Annotated in this window: 18 protein-coding genes; 13 read left to right on the forward strand and 5 right to left on the reverse strand. The window is 58.4% G+C overall.

The window, feature by feature from the left end; genetic code table 11:
- Positions 1-8 precede the first annotated feature (8 nt).
- From flgG to JO965_RS03740, 13 genes are all read left to right on the forward strand, one after another.
- Complete coding sequence (gene flgG / locus JO965_RS03680) at positions 9-797, forward strand: flagellar basal-body rod protein FlgG (RefSeq protein WP_203442365.1); 789 nt, start codon at positions 9-11, stop codon at positions 795-797.
- Between the two features lie 24 nt (positions 798-821).
- Positions 822-1283, forward strand: coding sequence for a flagellar basal body P-ring formation chaperone FlgA (gene flgA / locus JO965_RS03685; protein WP_203442366.1), 462 nt, complete (start codon positions 822-824; stop codon positions 1281-1283).
- On the forward strand, positions 1283-2383 hold the full coding sequence (flgI, locus tag JO965_RS03690) for a flagellar basal body P-ring protein FlgI (RefSeq protein ID WP_203442367.1): 1101 nt from the start codon (positions 1283-1285) through the stop codon (positions 2381-2383). Before flgA ends, flgI begins: the two co-directional genes overlap by 1 nt.
- 8 nt (positions 2384-2391) lie before the next feature.
- Positions 2392-2895, forward strand: coding sequence for a MotE family protein (locus JO965_RS03695; RefSeq protein ID WP_246776735.1), 504 nt, complete (start codon positions 2392-2394; stop codon positions 2893-2895).
- On the forward strand, positions 2892-3590 hold the full coding sequence (flgH, locus tag JO965_RS03700) for a flagellar basal body L-ring protein FlgH (RefSeq protein WP_203442369.1): 699 nt from the start codon (positions 2892-2894) through the stop codon (positions 3588-3590). The genes JO965_RS03695 and flgH overlap by 4 nt, the downstream gene beginning before the upstream one ends.
- A gap of 24 nt (positions 3591-3614) precedes the next feature.
- Positions 3615-4124 carry a flagellar basal body-associated FliL family protein gene (locus JO965_RS03705; protein WP_203442370.1) on the forward strand — a complete coding sequence of 170 codons (510 nt, stop codon included), beginning with the start codon at positions 3615-3617 and terminating at the stop codon, positions 4122-4124.
- A gap of 72 nt (positions 4125-4196) precedes the next feature.
- The gene (gene fliP / locus JO965_RS03710) at positions 4197-4934 is read left to right on the forward strand and encodes a flagellar type III secretion system pore protein FliP (protein ID WP_203442371.1); all 738 of its coding nucleotides are present in this window, start codon (positions 4197-4199) and stop codon (positions 4932-4934) included.
- 119 nt (positions 4935-5053) lie between these two features.
- Positions 5054-6691, forward strand: a complete 1638-nt coding sequence (gene fliF, locus JO965_RS03715) for a flagellar basal-body MS-ring/collar protein FliF (RefSeq protein ID WP_203442372.1) — start codon at positions 5054-5056, stop codon at positions 6689-6691.
- Between the two features lie 254 nt (positions 6692-6945).
- Entirely contained in the window at positions 6946-7338 is a 393-nt protein-coding gene (locus JO965_RS03720; protein WP_203442373.1) for a hypothetical protein, read from the forward strand.
- Positions 7339-7344: 6 nt separating this feature from the next.
- The gene (locus JO965_RS03725) at positions 7345-8568 is read left to right on the forward strand and encodes a MotB family protein (protein WP_203442374.1); all 1224 of its coding nucleotides are present in this window, start codon (positions 7345-7347) and stop codon (positions 8566-8568) included.
- Between the two features lie 2 nt (positions 8569-8570).
- Positions 8571-9830 (forward strand): chemotaxis protein MotC, encoded by a 1260-nt coding sequence (locus JO965_RS03730; RefSeq protein WP_203442375.1) that lies wholly within the window; start codon positions 8571-8573, stop codon positions 9828-9830.
- 56 nt (positions 9831-9886) lie between these two features.
- Positions 9887-11236, forward strand: coding sequence for a flagellar hook-length control protein FliK (locus JO965_RS03735; protein ID WP_203442376.1), 1350 nt, complete (start codon positions 9887-9889; stop codon positions 11234-11236).
- Positions 11181-11804, forward strand: coding sequence for a transglycosylase SLT domain-containing protein (locus tag JO965_RS03740; RefSeq protein ID WP_371826828.1), 624 nt, complete (start codon positions 11181-11183; stop codon positions 11802-11804). Before JO965_RS03735 ends, JO965_RS03740 begins: the two co-directional genes overlap by 56 nt.
- 31 nt (positions 11805-11835) lie before the next feature.
- Here JO965_RS03740 and JO965_RS03745 read toward each other — a convergent pair whose 3' ends face one another.
- The 5 genes from JO965_RS03745 to fliN all read right to left on the reverse strand — a co-directional run bounded on the left by JO965_RS03745 (position 11836) and on the right by fliN (position 15716).
- Positions 11836-12543: an AprI/Inh family metalloprotease inhibitor gene (locus tag JO965_RS03745; RefSeq protein ID WP_203442378.1), complete on the reverse strand. Its 708-nt coding sequence runs from the start codon at positions 12541-12543 to the stop codon at positions 11836-11838.
- Positions 12544-12569: 26 nt separating this feature from the next.
- Entirely contained in the window at positions 12570-13073 is a 504-nt protein-coding gene (locus tag JO965_RS03750) for a hypothetical protein (protein WP_203442379.1), read from the reverse strand.
- Entirely contained in the window at positions 13070-14134 is a 1065-nt protein-coding gene (gene flhB, locus JO965_RS03755; RefSeq protein ID WP_203442380.1) for a flagellar biosynthesis protein FlhB, read from the reverse strand. The genes JO965_RS03750 and flhB overlap by 4 nt, the downstream gene beginning before the upstream one ends.
- 173 nt (positions 14135-14307) lie before the next feature.
- The gene (locus JO965_RS03760) at positions 14308-15336 is read right to left on the reverse strand and encodes a flagellar motor switch protein FliG (RefSeq protein ID WP_203442381.1); all 1029 of its coding nucleotides are present in this window, start codon (positions 15334-15336) and stop codon (positions 14308-14310) included.
- 14 nt (positions 15337-15350) lie between these two features.
- Positions 15351-15716 (reverse strand): flagellar motor switch protein FliN, encoded by a 366-nt coding sequence (gene fliN, locus JO965_RS03765; protein WP_203442382.1) that lies wholly within the window; start codon positions 15714-15716, stop codon positions 15351-15353.
- Positions 15717-15726: the final 10 nt, after the last annotated feature.

The following is a 15726-nucleotide window of genomic DNA, read 5'->3' on the forward strand; positions in this document are numbered from 1 at the left end:
AGATTGAAATGAGAGCGCTCGCAATCGCTGCCACGGGCATGAATGCACAGCAGCTGAACGTCGAAGTCATTGCCAACAACATCTCGAACGTGAACACTACCGCCTTCAAGGGAGCGCGGGCGGAATTCACGGATCTTCTCTACCAAACCGAGCGGTCCCAGGCTATTCCCAATCAGGCCGGATCGAGCCCGGTTCCTGAGGGAGCCATGTTGGGTCTCGGCGTTCGCACAGCTGCAATCCGGAATCTGCATCGGCAGGGATCGCTGACGAATACATCGAACCAGTACGATCTTGCCCTGAACGGTCGCGGCTGGTTTCAGGTCAATGCGCCCAGCGGTGAAATCGTCTACACGCGCGCGGGATCTTTCAACAAGAATGGGGACGGGCAGCTCGTCACCCTCGACGGCTACACGCTCAACCCGCCGATCATCATTCCGGCGAACACGCTTGACGTTACGATCAACGAATCCGGCGAAGTCTTCGCCAAGGTCGACGGACAGGCTCAGCCTCAGAATCTGGGTCAGCTGACGCTCGCGAATTTCGCCAACGACTCCGGTCTGGAACCGATCGGCAGCAACTATTATCGCGAGACGCTGGCCTCCGGTGCGCCGGCGGTGGGCATTCCATCGGACCCAGGATTCGGCAAGATCCATCAGGGTTATCTTGAGGCTTCCAACGTCGATCCGATCAAGGAGATCACAAACCTGATTTCCGCTCAGCGCGCCTTCGAGATGAACTCAAAGGTGATCCAAGCCGCCGACGATATGGCCGGAACCGTTTCGAAGGGCATCCGCTAAAGCTGGAAGCCGGGTGATAGTCTCATGAAGCATCTCTTTCATCTTGCTCTCACGGCATGCGCCGTAGCCCTGGCAGGCTTCCAGGCTGTCAGGGCCGAGGAGCGCGTTCTCCCGGTTCCCTCGGTCACCATTTATTCCGGCGACACGATCAATGAATCGATGCTCAAGGATCGGACATTTCCGGAAAATTACCGCTACCGGACGGCTGTCATCGAATCCCCCCGGGTTCTCGCCGGCAAGATGGCGCGTCGGACTCTCTTACCCGGAGAGCCGATTCCGATGAACGCGGTCGACGATCCAAAGCTCGTGACACGCGGCGTCCAGACTCAGATCATGTTCGAGGAAGGCGGACTGTCGATCATGGGAATCGGCATCCCACTGCAATCCGGCACCCTGGGTGAAACAATCCAGGTCAAGAACGTCGATAGCGGCCGGATCATTACCGGTCGGGTTCAGCCGGATGGCCGGATTCGGATCGGATTTTAATGATGCTCCGCACGATCCTCTTCCTTCTCGCGGTTCTTGTCTCTTTCCAAGGCCATGCCGCGACACGCATCAAGGACGTGGCCGCCGTTCAAGGTGTGCGCGATAACCAGCTCATCGGCTATGGCCTTGTCATGGGCCTGCAGGGAACGGGCGACACGCTTCGCAATTCCCAGTTTACCGAGCAGTCCCTTCAATCGATGCTGGACCGTATGGGCGTCAACGTTCGCGACATCAACCTGCGGACCCGCAACGTCGCGGCTGTTATCGTCACGGCTGACCTTCCTCCCTTCGTGGGAGCAGGATCGCGCATCGACGTGACGGTTACATCGATGGGGGATGCGACCTCCCTGAAGGGGGGTACTTTGATGCTCACGGCCCTGCAGGGCGGCGATGGACAGGTCTATGCCGTCGCGCAGGGTGCGATTGCCGTTTCTGGCTTTTCCGCGCAGGGCCAGGCCGAGACGCTCACTTCAGGCGTGGCGACGGCAGGGCGCATTCCCAACGGTGCTCTGATCGAGCGGGAAGTCCAAGGCGGATTCAATGCCGTCGGTCCCTTGGCTTTCGAGCTCAAGAACCCTGACTACAAGACCGCTACGCTGATCACCGATGCGATCAACCAGTATGCGCAGCAGCGCTATGGCATTCGGGTCGCATCTCCGCGCGATTTCCGCACGGTTGTTCTGCAAAAGCCGAAGAATGTTGCCGCGACCCGATTCATTGCCGAGTTGGGCGATCTCGAGATCAGGCCGGACACGCCGGCGCGGATCGTGGTGGATCAACGGACCGGAACGGTCGTAATCGGAAAGAACGTTCAGATCTCGACAGTGGCGATTACCCATGGAGCTCTGACGATTCGCGTAACCGAAGCTCCCGAAGTGGCGCAGCCGGATCCATTCTCCTTCGGACAGACCGTCGTCGTGCCGCGCACTCAGATCACAGCTACCGAGGAGCGGGTGCCGCTTGCCATTGTCCGGGGGGCGGATCTGCAGACGCTCGTTAAGGGACTCAACCAGATGGGTCTCAAGCCGTCGGATGTCATCGCCATCCTCCAGGCCGTGAAGACGGCCGGTGCCCTTCAAGCCGAACTGGTGATCCAATGACCGCGACCATGATCATCAAATCTCTCCGACAGATGGCGCTCGCCGCTGGCATGCTTCTCGGGACGGCTGGTCACCAGGCCGCCCTGGCGCAGGATGTCAAGGCGGACACCAGGAACAATCAATACTGCGCCAATATCGCCGATGCAGCATCCGATGCGCGCTTTGCACTCCAGAAGCAGGCTCTCGCCGATATGGAGAAGGAGATCGAAGGCCGTCTCAAGGTCCTGGAAGCCAAGCGCGCCGAATATGAGGAATGGCTGCGCCGCCGGAACGAGGTCCTGGAGAAGGCGGACGAGACCATCGTCATGATCTATTCGCGTATGCGCCCGGACGCGGCTGCCCTGCAGCTTACCAATATGGATGAGGAGATTGCGGCGGCTGTCATCGCCAAGCTCAATCCGCGAGTGGCAAGCGCTGTCCTGAATGAAATGGAGCCGGGGCGCGCCGCTCAGCTGGCGAATGTCATCACCGATGCCCCCAAGCGGGACAAGAACACCGTGAGGCAGAATTGAAACATCTTTTCCTGATTGCCGGTCTGTGCTTTCTCGGTGCTTGCGCGACGCGGCCTGAGGAGATCGGTCGTGAGCCGGCAATGACGCCCGTCGGTTCGGGCGTCGTCGTCGACCGTGAACCGCTGCCTCATCTGTTTAAAGCCACTGGCCGGACTGCGGCGAACTCCACCTGGAGCAATGCCAGCGCCGATCTCTTCACGAGCCCGCGGGCAAGGCAGGTTGGTGACATCGTCACGGTCAATATTCAGATCGACGACAAGGCTGAATTCGACAATGCAAGCGACAGATCGAGGCAGTCCTCGATCAGCGCGGGATTGGCCTATGCGTTCTCCTTCAAAGGTTGGAACTCCGACGGAACCGGAGACATCGGTCTCGATTCATCATCCTCCTCGACCGGCCAGGGAACGATCGATCGATCGGAGAAACTGCGCCTTTCCGTCGCCGCTGTCGTTAATGAGGTTCTGCCGAACGGAAACGTCGTGATCAGCGGGTCGCAGGAAGTGCGCGTGAACTATGAGCTCCGCATCCTGAACATTGCCGGAATCGTGCGACCGCGGGATATCTCGCCGAAGAACACGATCAGCTATGACAAGATTGCGGAGGCTCGAGTGTCCTATGGCGGTCGCGGACGCCTGATGGAAGTCCAGCAGCCAGCCTATGGGCAGCAGATCTACGATGCCGTGGCGCCCTTCTAACCAGATCCTTGGGACGAGAGAAGAATGGCCAAAGCTTTAGAACTTCCAGCGCCTTCCGGGAGCGTGTCGAGCAAAGAGGGGTCGCTCCGCTGGCTCCTGACACTCGGCCTCCTGACCCTCCTGTCCGCCGCCATCGGCGGAGGCTTTGGTTTGGTCATGGTGTCCGGAATTCAGAGGCAGGTCGAGGAAAAGTACAAGGCTCTGCATCAGAAGACCGAGATCGTCAGCCCCTATACGGGCAATATTGCGATCAAGAAACTCGCCCCGGTCGTGACCAACCTGACGGGCTCGGAAAGCGACTGGGTCAGGATCGAGGCATCGATTGTTTATAAGCCGCGTGACGAACAGCATCCGGATGTCTTGGTGTCCGAGACGAGGCAGGACATCCTGTCTTATATCCGCACCATGTCATTGGCACAGATCCAAGGTCCGAGCGGTCTCCTCCACCTGCGGGAGGATCTCAATGAGCGTGCGAGATTGCGTTCAAAGGGCGTGATCCAGGAATTGGTGCTTGAAACCCTGATTGTTCAGTAGGAAGCAGTCTTTGGCGCGTTCGCAGTTCATTTGGCGGATGCCTCCCCACTTTCTTGAAAGACATAGTGACCGATGCCACTTCGTTTCATATTCGCCAGTGCATTCTTCCTAGCGGCAACGAGCGCCCACGCCCAGATCGCCGGCCTCGAATCGCTCATTCCCGCCGGCGACGGCGCGGTCAGCGGCCGGATCATTCAGCTTGTCGTCCTCCTGACCGTTCTATCCCTGGCGCCTGGCCTGCTGATCATGGTGACCAGCTTCACCCGGTTCGTCGTGGCCTTCTCGTTCCTGCGTTCCGGTCTCGGTCTCCAGAGCACGCCTGCCAACCTTTTCCTGATCAGCCTGTCCTTGTTCATGACCTTCTTCGTCATGGGGCCGACCTTCGACCGGGCTTGGAATGACGGGGTCAGGCCGCTGACCGAGAATCGCATCTCCGAGGGCGAGGCGTTTACCAAGACGACGGAACCTTTCCGCGAGTTCATGCTGACTCATGTGCGGCCCAAGGATCTCCAGATGTTCAGTGACTTGGCCGCGGTCAACTATCCCAAGCCCAACGAGGGGGAGAAGATCGATTTGCGGATCCTGATCCCCGCTTTCATGATCTCCGAGTTGCGGCGCGGGTTCGAGATCGGCTTCCTGATCGCATTGCCCTTCCTCGTCATCGACATGATCGTAGCGACTCTGGTGATGTCCATGGGCATGATGATGATGCCCCCAACCGTCCTGGCGCTGCCGTTCAAGATCCTATTCTTTGTCCTGATCGATGGCTGGAACATTCTCGTGAGCGGCCTGGTGCGATCATATTTCTGATCGCCCCTCTTTCCATGGCACTGCGCAAACTTGGATGCCAAAGGACAAGCAGCAACCTTCGCACAAGGTTGACGACGCACAAGTGATCTCGACACTTTCCACCAGTACCGAGATTCTCTATGCCTGGTCGTCAACACGCTGAAAGATTGTGGAGTAGTTTGATGCTGCTGGGCGCCCGCCGCCTGGCTGCCTTGGCCGCGATCGGTCTTGCTGTTTTCCTATCCGTCGGCATCGGCGCCTATTATCTGAGCCGGCCCGCCCAAGAAACGCTCTATACAGGACTTGACCGTGAGGATGTCGGGCGGATGGGAGCGGTCCTGAAGGACGCAGGCATTCCCTTCGATGTGAGCGCCGACGGAACAGCTCTCCTCGTCAGCTATGGCAATACGGCCCAGGCCCGGATGCTGCTCGCCGAGAAGGGACTGCCGCACAGCACGAAATCCGGTTACGAGCTGTTCAACGATCTCGGCTCGCTCGGTCTCACCTCCTTCATGCAGGAAGTCACCAAGGTGCGGGCCCTCGAAGGCGAACTTTCCCGCACGATTCAGGGCATGAAGGGAATCAAGGCCGCGCGCGTTCACATCGTGTTGCCGGACCGCGGTTCCTTCCGCCGTGAGCAGCAGCCGCCTTCTGCCTCCGTCGTGATTCGTACCGTTCCCTCCGACGATGCATCGTCCGCGCAGGCGATCAGGCATCTGGTGGCAGCCGCCATCCCGGGCATGGCGGTCGACAAGGTCACCGTCATGAATACGGACGGCACGCTTCTGATGTCCGGTGATGATGCCGCCAACGCCGCGACCGGCAAGATGGCCCGGCTCGAAAAGACCGTCGGCCTGGAAATCCAGGACAGTGTGCGCCGCACGCTTGCGCCCTATCTCGGGACCGGCAACTTCGAAGTCAGCGTGGCTGCCCGTCTGAGCACGGATAAGGTCAGCACCAACGAAACGATCTTCAATCCCGAATCGAAGGTCGAGCGATCGACGCGCACGATCAAGGAAACCGAAGTCTCGCAGAACAGGAGCGGCCAGAAGCCAACCACTGTTCAGCAGAACCTTCCCGATGAGAACGTTCGGGGCGATTCCAGTGACAGCTCGAGCGAGGACAATCAGCGGCGCGAAGAGCTGACGAACTATGAGATTTCGTCCAAGACGGTCCAGACGATCAGCGACGGCTATCAGATCAAGAATCTCTCCGTAGCCGTTCTGGTGAACAAGTCCCGTATCACGTCGCTGCTCGGCGATAGCGCAACGCCTGCCGAGATCGATGCGAAGATCGCAGAGATCGAGCAGCTCGTGTCATCCGCGGCAGGCTTCAGCAAGCCCCGCGGCGACCAGATCAAGGTTGCCGCTGTCAGCTTTGTCGATGACGGTGGAATGCTTCAACCGGTGCCGGGTCCATCGCTGACTGAAATCCTCATGCGCCAGTTCGGAACGGTTGTGAACGCCCTGACCATCCTGGCTCTATGCGCCATGATGATCTGGTTCGGCTTGCGTCCCGCCGTGCGGATGCTCATGGCCCGTCATCAGGCCGAGCTCGAGCTCCAGCGTGAGCAGGCGGCGGCGCTGGCTGCGGCCGAGGCTGAGGAAGCCCTCGAAGCCAGCAAGGAAGCTGCTCTGCAGATTGCTTCCGAAGCGGACGAACAGAACTTGATCGAGATGCCGCGGACTCCGCAGCGGAAACTGGAGCAAATCATCGAACTCAGTGAGGAACAAGCCGCCGCCGTTCTGAAGCAGTGGCTCGGACGGGAGGCCGCGTAATGGCAGGCACGATAGCGAGACTTTTGGCGGACTTCTCAAATCCAGCCTCTGGCGCTCCTTCGGGAATCGGTCTCCTGCGCGCCGTCAAGGTCACGCCCGATCCTGAGCCGCCGCAGCCCCCGCCGCCTATCGTTGATCGGCAGGCAGAGCTCATCAAGTCTGCAGAAGTCAGAGTCAGGACTGAGGAAAGAGAGAGAGCGCACAGAGAGCTTGAGGATGCCATTGCCGCTGAAAGGGGCCGCCATCTGGAGGAGATGAATGATCAGCGGACGATCTGGGTCGAGCAGCAGGCGCTGCAGATGTCGGCTCAGATCTCAGCGGCGGTCGAGCGCATCGAGGAGAACCTCTCGGAGAGAGTTGCAAATATCCTCAGGCCTTTTGTCTCGGAAGCTTTCCGTCAGCAAACTCTTGCCGAGTTCAAGGATGTCCTTGCGGCGCTGCTTTCCGGGCGAGATGCAAGACTTTTGAGGATCTCCGGGCCGGAAGATCTTCTCTCGACCATGAAGTCGCATCTTGGACATTACGAGAGTTTGATAGAGTTTCTTCCGAGCGAGCACGTTGAGGTCAGTGCCGTGGCGCAGGATACGCTTGTTCAAACGCAATTGCATTCCTGGTCGGTTCGGTTGGCCCAGGCGTTAGAAAGCTGATGATCGATGGCGAGTTCAAATAAGCAGGAGATCGTCATCGTTCGCAGGAACGACGATGGCGAGGATATCGTCAAAGGAGGCGCATGGAAGATCGCCCATGCGGACTTCATGACGGCCATGATGGCGTTTTTCCTGGTGATGTGGCTCATCAGTCTGACCGATGAGGAGACCCGAAGCGGCGTTGCCAATTACTTCAATCCGGTCCAACTGGCCGAGTCGACCCCGAACAAGAAGGGGCTCGACGACCCGCAGAACGTTCCGCCTGACAATGAAACGGACAACACCAAGGACGGCAAGGAGAAGGGAAGCGGCGAGGGGACGGGTGGCAAGTCCCACCAGTTACGGAAGCCGCGTTTCAAGGAAGGGGCTCTTTTCCAGGATCCCTATGCCGTTTTGGCCAAGATCGCCGATGAGATCGAAGCAAACCCCCACGACACTCTTGGTGCCGATGTCACTCCAGGCGAGAGCGATGTGCCTGGCCTCAAGGCAGGGGAGGCCTTCAGGGATCCGTTCGATCCCCTGTATTGGCAGGTCGCCCCGGTCGAAGAACTGAAAACGGACACACCTTCGAAGCCAGGAACCGCAGCGCCAGCTCCTTCGAAGGCCGTCATAGATGCCATCACGGCTTTAAGCCGGAAATCTCCGACTGACGGCAAACCGGACTCAAAGACCTCTGTGCCGAATGAAGGTCAGGAACGCCAGCCGAATGGCACGTCTTCTGATTCGGGCGGTCAGGCATCGAATGTCGATCCGAATGCGGCCACGATGGCGGACCTGAAGGCCGCAGAGCTGAAGAGGGAAATCCTGAAGGCTGTCCAGCCTTCGAAGGATGTCTCACCGCAGCCGCACATCGAGGTGCGCCGGACCGGTGCAGGAACCCTGATCAGCCTGACGGACGATTTCGACTTCACGATGTTTGCCGTGGGCTCCGCCGAGCCGCATTCAAAGGTCGTGAAGGCCATGGCCGAGATCGCGAAAATTCTGCAGTCACGCCCGGGCAAGATCGTCATCCGCGGCCACACGGACGCCCGGCCTTTCAAATCGGCCAATTACGATAACTGGCGGCTGTCCCATGCGCGGGCCCAGATGGCGCTCTACATGCTCGTTCGCGGTGGGTTGAGCGAGAGCAGAATCGTGCGCGTCGAGGGACATGCGGATCGTGAGCCGAAGATCCCGAGCGATCCGAATGCGGATCAGAACCGCCGGGTCGAGATCCTTCTGCAGGAGTGATCATGATGAAAGGTCTTTCATTGCCTCTCATTGCGATCTCTTTGCTCCTCGTCGGACAGGCGGCGATGGCTGAGAACACCGCGCCTTCACAGGAAGCTGGAGAGCAGAGGGCCGAGACGGCGTCAGTTCCCAGTCCGGTGCAGCTCGTGCGAACGTTGCATCTGATGCAGGATCAGATTGCGATCGGATCCACGGAGGCTCATATGGGGCAACGCGGCCTGCTCGGAATCCTGGACGACAGATTCATGAATCTGGAGCCGGAGACCTGGCAGACGAGCAAAAATGTTCGAGCAGCGGTGTCCTTCGTCCTCAGCGGCGGTAACCCAGGCATCTTGAGAAAACTTCTGGAACTAGGCTCCTCCGTCATTGCGGAAAATGACCGGCCATTGATTGAGGGTGCACTGGCCTATGTCGAGGGCAGGGAGGAGGCGGCGCAGAATTCGCTGGCCTCCCTGGATCCTCACTTCCTTCCTCCGACCCTGGGAGCTCAGTTGGCCCTGGTTCAATCGGCTCTGGTCGTGCGAAAGAATGCTGCGAAATCCGACGAGTTGCTGGACTTCGTTCGACTTCAGGCACCCGGCACGCTCCTTGAGGAGGCGGCTCTGCGCAGGCAGGTCTTCGTGGTGAGCCAGACCAACAATATGGAAAAGTTCCAGTCACTCGCCACCGACTACCTGCGACGCTATCGCCACTCGATCTACGCCGGCAACTTCCGGCAGCGATTGGCCTCCGTGCTGACGCGAATCGATTTCGGGAAGGAGGCTTCGCGCTTTGAAGGGGTCGTGGCGATGATGTCCGAGCTTGAACCGGAAGCAAGACGCGATCTTTATCTTCTGGCAGCGCGCTCATCGATTGAACAGGGGTTCACCACCTCGGCCAGATTGCTGGCCGACAAGGCTCAGGAACTGGTAGGATCAGATAAGGCGAGTGCCGTAAGAGCAAGGCTCTATCGTGCGGCATCGTTGATCACGTCGCCTCAGGCCATCGATGGTGCCGTCAGCGATCTTCGCAGCCTCGACCGGTCGGCTCTCGCAGAGAGTGACCTCGGCTTGCTGGAGTCTGCCCTCACTATGGCAGGCCAGATACGCAAAATGCCCGACATCCAGGCTCAGCAGGTCGTTCCAGCAAAACCGGAGTTGACCAAGGTCGCAGTCGGTCAGCCGATAGAGGCTTCTGCTCCCGCGCAAGGGCTGGAACAGCTTCAGGCGCTATCTAAAGCACGTGACGCCTTAAGCCGCGTTGACAAGTTGATTAAGAACTAGGCGTATACAAGCCGATGAGCCGATTAGATCTTCTGTCACAGACAACGCCGAGGCTTGTGGACACCCAGTCGCGCAACGCATCCGTGAATTCGGACGCCCAAGAGAATTCGGGCAACGCCGCGACATCTGACTTCGGTTCGCTCCTGGATGGCTTTTCAGGGCGCTCGCAGAAGGAAGGTGTCGGCGCGTCTCAGCAGGAGACAATTCTTCTCGGCAGTGAAGCGGACAAGGTGAGTCCGGAACTGGATGGCGCCGAAATCGATCCGCTGCAGGCCCTCCTGCCTGACGTGACGCCGAGCGACGGTTCCGCAGGCACCTTAGCGCTTCAATCGGGAAGTCCCGTACTTTCGATTCTTGAGAATCTTCTCCCCCGCATTCTGGCGCGGACCGGGAATGGGGGCAATGCCGATGCTGGACAATCGGGCGCATCCCTTGCATCTGCTAATTTGGCCATGCCGCAGCAGAGGGTGGACGAGCTGAGTCCGGCGAACTCAGGATTGGGATCGAAGCTTGCGGTATCGGTTCAGAACCAGGAAACGCATTTCAGGCCTATTGTCGAAGGGTTAAGCATCTCATCGACTGAGTCAGGCGCGACAGTTCCAGACGAAGGGACAGGTCCGACAACGGAAACTCTGCTCCCTGTGAAGCCCAAAGGCGCTGAGATGAAAAGCCAGCTGGCAGGCAATGGCGATGGGTTAAATCAAGCTTTGACCGATATGACTGCCGAAGCCGAGGCTGCAAAGAGAAGCGAGGAAGAAGGAATCGTGAAAGACGTTTCCCTGGATCGCGCTTCCGGTCGCGCAGAGCTGCAAAAGCAGTCGCCGGTTGGCGGATCGAAATCGGAAACAGCTTCTCTTCCGCCATCAACACTTCAGCATCTCGCAAAGTCCATCATCGAAGATGTCAGGGGACTGACGGAACCTCAACAGCCGTCCTTTCAGCAGGATGGTTTGAATCGGGTCGCCACGGCGAGAGCATCCGCTGGGGTTCTCAGAGTCCTGGATCTTCAGTTGAAGCCGGCGGAGCTCGGCCTCGTGACGATCAGGATGCGGCTTGCCGGCGACGGTATCGAAATGGAGATTCAAGCTCAAAACGAGGATACGGCCGAACTCCTGAGGAATGATGCGGAGAAGCTGTCCAGCCTCCTCCGGGTCTCCGGTTATCGCCCCGATGCAATCAACATTCAATCTACTGAAGCTGCCTCTCATGACCGTTCCTCATTCCAGCGTCCTCAGCAAGGAACTCAGTCACAGGGCCAGGCCTTTGACCAGGGCGCGGCGGCAGGTCAGGGGAACTCCTCGCGTCATCAGGACGAGCGGTATGGCAGAGGCGGGTCGGAACTGCGCAGGGATGGGAAAGAGAGCCTGCCTCCTGGCGGTAGCCGTACTGGCGGGATCTACCTTTAACATTGGAATCGCCACCTCGAGCATGGCGCAGTCTCCGAGCGGCCTATGCGAACGAGAGATGATGCGAGCTTCGTCGAAATATGGCGTTCCCTTGGGCATGCTCTATTCCGTCGGTCTCACCGAAACGGGACGTCGCGGCAGCCTGCAGCCATACGCCATGAATGTTGAAGGAAAGGCCGTGTTCTCGAGCAGCGCGGCTGAGGCGATGCAGCGTTTCCAGGAAGCCAGCAGAGGCGGCGCAAGGCTCATCGATCTCGGCTGCATGCAGATCAATCATCTTTATCATCGTGAGAACTTTCCATCACTGGAAAGCATGTTGAATCCACGCACCAACGTGGAATATGCCGCGCGCTTCCTGAGTGAGCTCAAGACGCGTCATGACACCTGGACGATGGCCGTCGCGCGCTATCACGCGGGGCCGAACAACGATCCGGCACAAAAGCGATATGTCTGTCGCGTCATTGCCAACATGGTCGCAACCGGATTCGGTCAGTGGACCCCAGGAGCCAGAGCTTTTTGCGCGGATGCTCCTGGCTTGAGCAGCGGACAGACGGCTTCGGACGGTTGAGGCAGCGGTATCCAGAGCATCGAATGATGCTCTAGCGTGACATCCTGATTTCCGAGCCGGAGCTGTTCAATGTTCCGGCAAGCGCGGCCTCCGCTCCTGACAAGCGGGCAACCAGCTGGCCGCGCGAGAAAAGGATGACCTGGTTCTCGCGGAAGCTCCATCCGTTCACGCTCCGCATGGTCTCATGCGTACATCCTTGCGTTGAGGCCTTGTAAAGATCCAGAGACGGGACGCTGGAAAGCTGCACCTTGCAGGAGGACGCGCCGACGCGAGCATTCCAGGTTCCTGCGTAGGAAGAAGCGCGTTGAGGTGCCGTGAAAATGCCCGGAGGGCTCGACTGGCTATCAGCAGGGGCTGGGTTTGCCGCGCGTGATGGTCGATCCGGCGTAATCGGCGTCGGGGCGGCCAGGATGACCTGATCTGAAGGGCGCGCGATGCCGATGTCCTGGGTCGTGGGGGCAGGACCTATATCCGCTTCAAGATGGACTTCGCGCCGTCTTTCGGGGCGCGCCATGTCGAGTTCGATCGGATTGGCCGCAGCGATAACGGGGCCGCCGATCGCATATTCGGGCGATGCGGGCAGCCGCCCGCCCCATGGTGCGGAATATTCCGGGTAATTCCGACGGACATGTCCAGGCCCCCAAGGTCCTTGACTGTATGAGGCATCGGTCGAGTTGCAGGCCGAAATCACCCCTGCCACTGCCATCAGACTCGCCGCTGTCAGAAGTTTGTTTTGCATTGAATCGGTCTGTGATCGTCCTGCGCTCAATGGCGCACGGTTCCGGCAAGGCAGTAGGACGACTTGAACCGGGATGGCAGCGGCCGCAAGCGGGCGGATGAAAGAATCCTCTCAAAGGACGATGGATTGAAATCCGCTTTGTGGAATGTTACGTCCAATAGAACTTCGTTGATCTTTACGCCGATGTAATAGTTGCCGAAGATGAGCTGGAAGAAGACCGTGATGGAATCGTGTACGAATTCCATTTCGAGAACGATACACGACGAATCTTCTTGTCCGGAATTTACGTGAGCGACATAGCCGTAGGATAGCGTTTCGCCCTTGAAATAGAGTTCGGCGGACGACGTGATCATCTCGTCCATGTTGCCGTGCAACTGATTATCGGCATAGAAGCGAATGATCTCAGCGTCTGCAAGACAGAAATCGGCGATGACATCCTTGATGTTGCACGCCAAGACCTCTTCGAAGGCTTGAATGTCCCAATGCTCTCTCAATAGAGCAGCAACTTCGACGACGCGAAGGCCTCTCATTTCGACCTCGTGAGAATGTAGAACAGGATCTGAGCGACGGCTTTATAGAAGTCGGGAGGAATCATCCGATCGACTTCAACATGATCGTACATGGATCTTGCGAGAGGCTTGTCTTCGATCACCGGGATGCCACTTTTTTCGGCAATCTCACGGATCTTCAGTGCGATGAGATCCTTGCCCTTGGCCACGACGATCGGAGCGCTCGCCTCGCTGCGCTCGTAGCGCATGGCAATGGCAAAGTGGGTCGGATTGGCAATCACGAAGGTAGCCTTGGGAACCGCGGCCAGCATTCGCTTGCGGCTCAGGTCCTGAGCCAAGGAGCGCATCCGGGCCTTGACCATCGGATCGCCCTCCATCTGCTTATACTCTTCTTTAACCTCCTGCTTCGTCATCTTTAGATCGCTGTGCCATTTGAAACGGGCCCAGAGCAGATCCGCCGCAACAAGGACGATCGTCGCAATGGCGATGGCGGAGACAAGACGCATTGCCATGGTCAACATCAACTCCGGAAGGAGGGAGGGATCGGTGAACATGGCATTCAGAACCTTATATTGCTCCGACTTCAGAAGCAGGAGGCTGACGATTGTCATCGTTGCGAATTTGAACAATGACTTTGAAAATTCCACTAAACCCTGGCGGCCGAAGATCCGCTTCCACCCGCTCACAGGTGAAATTCTGTTCCACTGCGGTCTGATCCGCTCGGAGACAACGGATGGCACATTCTGCAATATCGATGCAGCAAGACTGCAGCTTGCCAGAATGACAATGATCGGGAGGAGGAAGTGACCGACCTCAAGGGCTATTGCCTGGATCAGTGCAGCCGCGTCCGGCCCGGATTCAAGGCGAAAGTCCTGCGGACGATTGACGAAGAGCGACAGCTTCTCGGTCAGGGTCTTGGTGGTGCTGCGCGCCGAGAATGCGAGAACGAGCAGGATTCCCAAGATGGACGCGAACATGGGCGCTTCTCTCGAAAAGGGAATGTTTCCCTTTTCGAGAGCTTCGCGAACCTTCTTATCGGAAGGCGCTTCTGTTTTGCTGTCCTTATCGTCCGTATCAGACATGATCCGAGGTTCGACTGCTAGAGCATAGGACCCAACAGTGGAGACCACTTCTGGGATCTAATCCGATGCTCATTTCTTGGGCTTGCGCCTCGTTGGTTACGAAAAGCGGGTCCACTTTTCACTGGCGTGGCCCTTCGGGTCGCTGATGCGGACCTGCGGTTCCGCACGTCGCGCTAGAAGTAGGCTTCATCCTCGGTTTCTGAGTTGATGACGATCTCCCCTCGACCGGCCATCTCCAGCGCGAGATCCGTAATGGTACGTCTGGCCTCTGCGATGTCTCGGTGGGCGGATGGCTCCTTGCTGTTGAGCTCGTGCTCGATCATACGGCGAACGCGCGATGAGAGAGCGGTCAGGACGACCTTGCGGAAATCGTCGTTCGTACCCTTCAGAGCCAGGACGACACGATCCGGAGGCACTTGGTCGAAGAGGGTGGTGCGATCCTTCGGCGTCAGCTTCACGATATCGTCGAAGGTGAAGAGCAGACCTCTGAGGATCTCGGCCGATTTCGGGCGCACGGACGAGAGGCTGGTCAGGACATCCTCCATATGGTCCCGTTCCATCTTGTTGATGATGTCGGCGATCTTCGCGTGCGTGTCGGCCCCGGCGTTCTTTGAGAAGTTCGCCATGAAGTCCTCATGCAACGTCTTCTCGATGTTCTTCATCGTCTCGTCGACGATGGGTTTCATGCTCAGCATGCGCCGCATAAGATTGTTCCGCAGCGGCTGCGGCAACTGCGTCATGACCTTCGCGGCGCAGGACGGCTTCACCTTCGACAGGATGAGAGCCGCTGTCTGCGGGTGCTCCTTCATGAGATAGGAGGCAATCGCACTTTCACTGACGGTCGATATACGCTCCCAGATGCTTCTGTTCGCGTTTCCGACGACCTCGCTCATGATGCTGGCGATCTGCTCAGGGCTCAGAATTCCCGTCAGCAGCTTTTCGATATGGGCCGCACCGCCGACCAGGTCCGCGCCGTCGGTGAAGTTCGATGCGAACTCCTCAACCAATTGCTCGATCTGGGTCGGGGATACCGGTCCAAGTTGAGCGGCGGATTTGGTGACAAGGCGAATCTCCTCCTCGCTGAAGTGCTTGAGGATCCTGCTTGCGGCAGGCTTTCCCATAGCAAAGAGGAGGGTTGCGACGCGCTCAGGTCCTTTCAGGACCTTTGTGCCATTCGCCTTCATGGGAACGTGAGCGACCATGTCGTGAAACCAACTTAGCCGTTAAGATCGTTGGTAGGAGGACCGACAATTTCGGTCAGTGAGATGCCAAATCGGGAATTGTCGTCTTCGACAACGACGACTTCACCGCGGGCGATGATGCGTCCATTCACGACGACATCGACCGGTTCGCCGACCCTGTGATCGAGGGGCACGATCGCGCCTCGCCCGAGCTTCATCAGATTGGCAACAGGCATCGTTGCGGAACCGAGGACAACCTGGATCGTGACTGGAATGCGCAGGATCGAGTCGAGATTCTTTCCGCCACCCAGCTTGTCGTCGTGCAGAGAGGAGCCTTCAAAGGCGTTCTCCTGCTGCCACACTGCCTTGTCCTGGGGTTTGGGCTCGAAGGGATTCGTCATCGGATTGGGC

The sequence above is a fragment of the Microvirga sp. VF16 genome (assembly GCF_016864375.1).
Taxonomy (GTDB): domain Bacteria; phylum Pseudomonadota; class Alphaproteobacteria; order Rhizobiales; family Beijerinckiaceae; genus Microvirga.

Coding starts and splice junctions, on each gene's coding strand:
- flgG (WP_203442365.1), top strand. CDS start 9: ATGAGAGCGCTCGCAATCGCTGCCACGGGCATGAATGCACAGCAGCTG.
- flgA (WP_203442366.1), top strand. CDS start 822: ATGAAGCATCTCTTTCATCTTGCTCTCACGGCATGCGCCGTAGCCCTG.
- flgI (WP_203442367.1), top strand. CDS start 1,283: ATGATGCTCCGCACGATCCTCTTCCTTCTCGCGGTTCTTGTCTCTTTC.
- JO965_RS03695 (WP_246776735.1), top strand. CDS start 2,392: ATGATCATCAAATCTCTCCGACAGATGGCGCTCGCCGCTGGCATGCTT.
- JO965_RS03705 (WP_203442370.1), top strand. CDS start 3,615: ATGGCCAAAGCTTTAGAACTTCCAGCGCCTTCCGGGAGCGTGTCGAGC.
- fliP (WP_203442371.1), top strand. CDS start 4,197: ATGCCACTTCGTTTCATATTCGCCAGTGCATTCTTCCTAGCGGCAACG.
- fliF (WP_203442372.1), top strand. CDS start 5,054: ATGCCTGGTCGTCAACACGCTGAAAGATTGTGGAGTAGTTTGATGCTG.
- JO965_RS03720 (WP_203442373.1), top strand. CDS start 6,946: ATGAATGATCAGCGGACGATCTGGGTCGAGCAGCAGGCGCTGCAGATG.
- JO965_RS03725 (WP_203442374.1), top strand. CDS start 7,345: ATGGCGAGTTCAAATAAGCAGGAGATCGTCATCGTTCGCAGGAACGAC.
- JO965_RS03730 (WP_203442375.1), top strand. CDS start 8,571: ATGATGAAAGGTCTTTCATTGCCTCTCATTGCGATCTCTTTGCTCCTC.
- JO965_RS03740 (WP_371826828.1), top strand. CDS start 11,181: ATGGGAAAGAGAGCCTGCCTCCTGGCGGTAGCCGTACTGGCGGGATCT.
- JO965_RS03745 (WP_203442378.1), bottom strand. CDS start 12,543: ATGCAAAACAAACTTCTGACAGCGGCGAGTCTGATGGCAGTGGCAGGG.
- JO965_RS03750 (WP_203442379.1), bottom strand. CDS start 13,073: ATGAGAGGCCTTCGCGTCGTCGAAGTTGCTGCTCTATTGAGAGAGCAT.
- flhB (WP_203442380.1), bottom strand. CDS start 14,134: ATGTCTGATACGGACGATAAGGACAGCAAAACAGAAGCGCCTTCCGAT.
- JO965_RS03760 (WP_203442381.1), bottom strand. CDS start 15,336: ATGGTCGCTCACGTTCCCATGAAGGCGAATGGCACAAAGGTCCTGAAA.
- fliN (WP_203442382.1), bottom strand. CDS start 15,716: ATGACGAATCCCTTCGAGCCCAAACCCCAGGACAAGGCAGTGTGGCAG.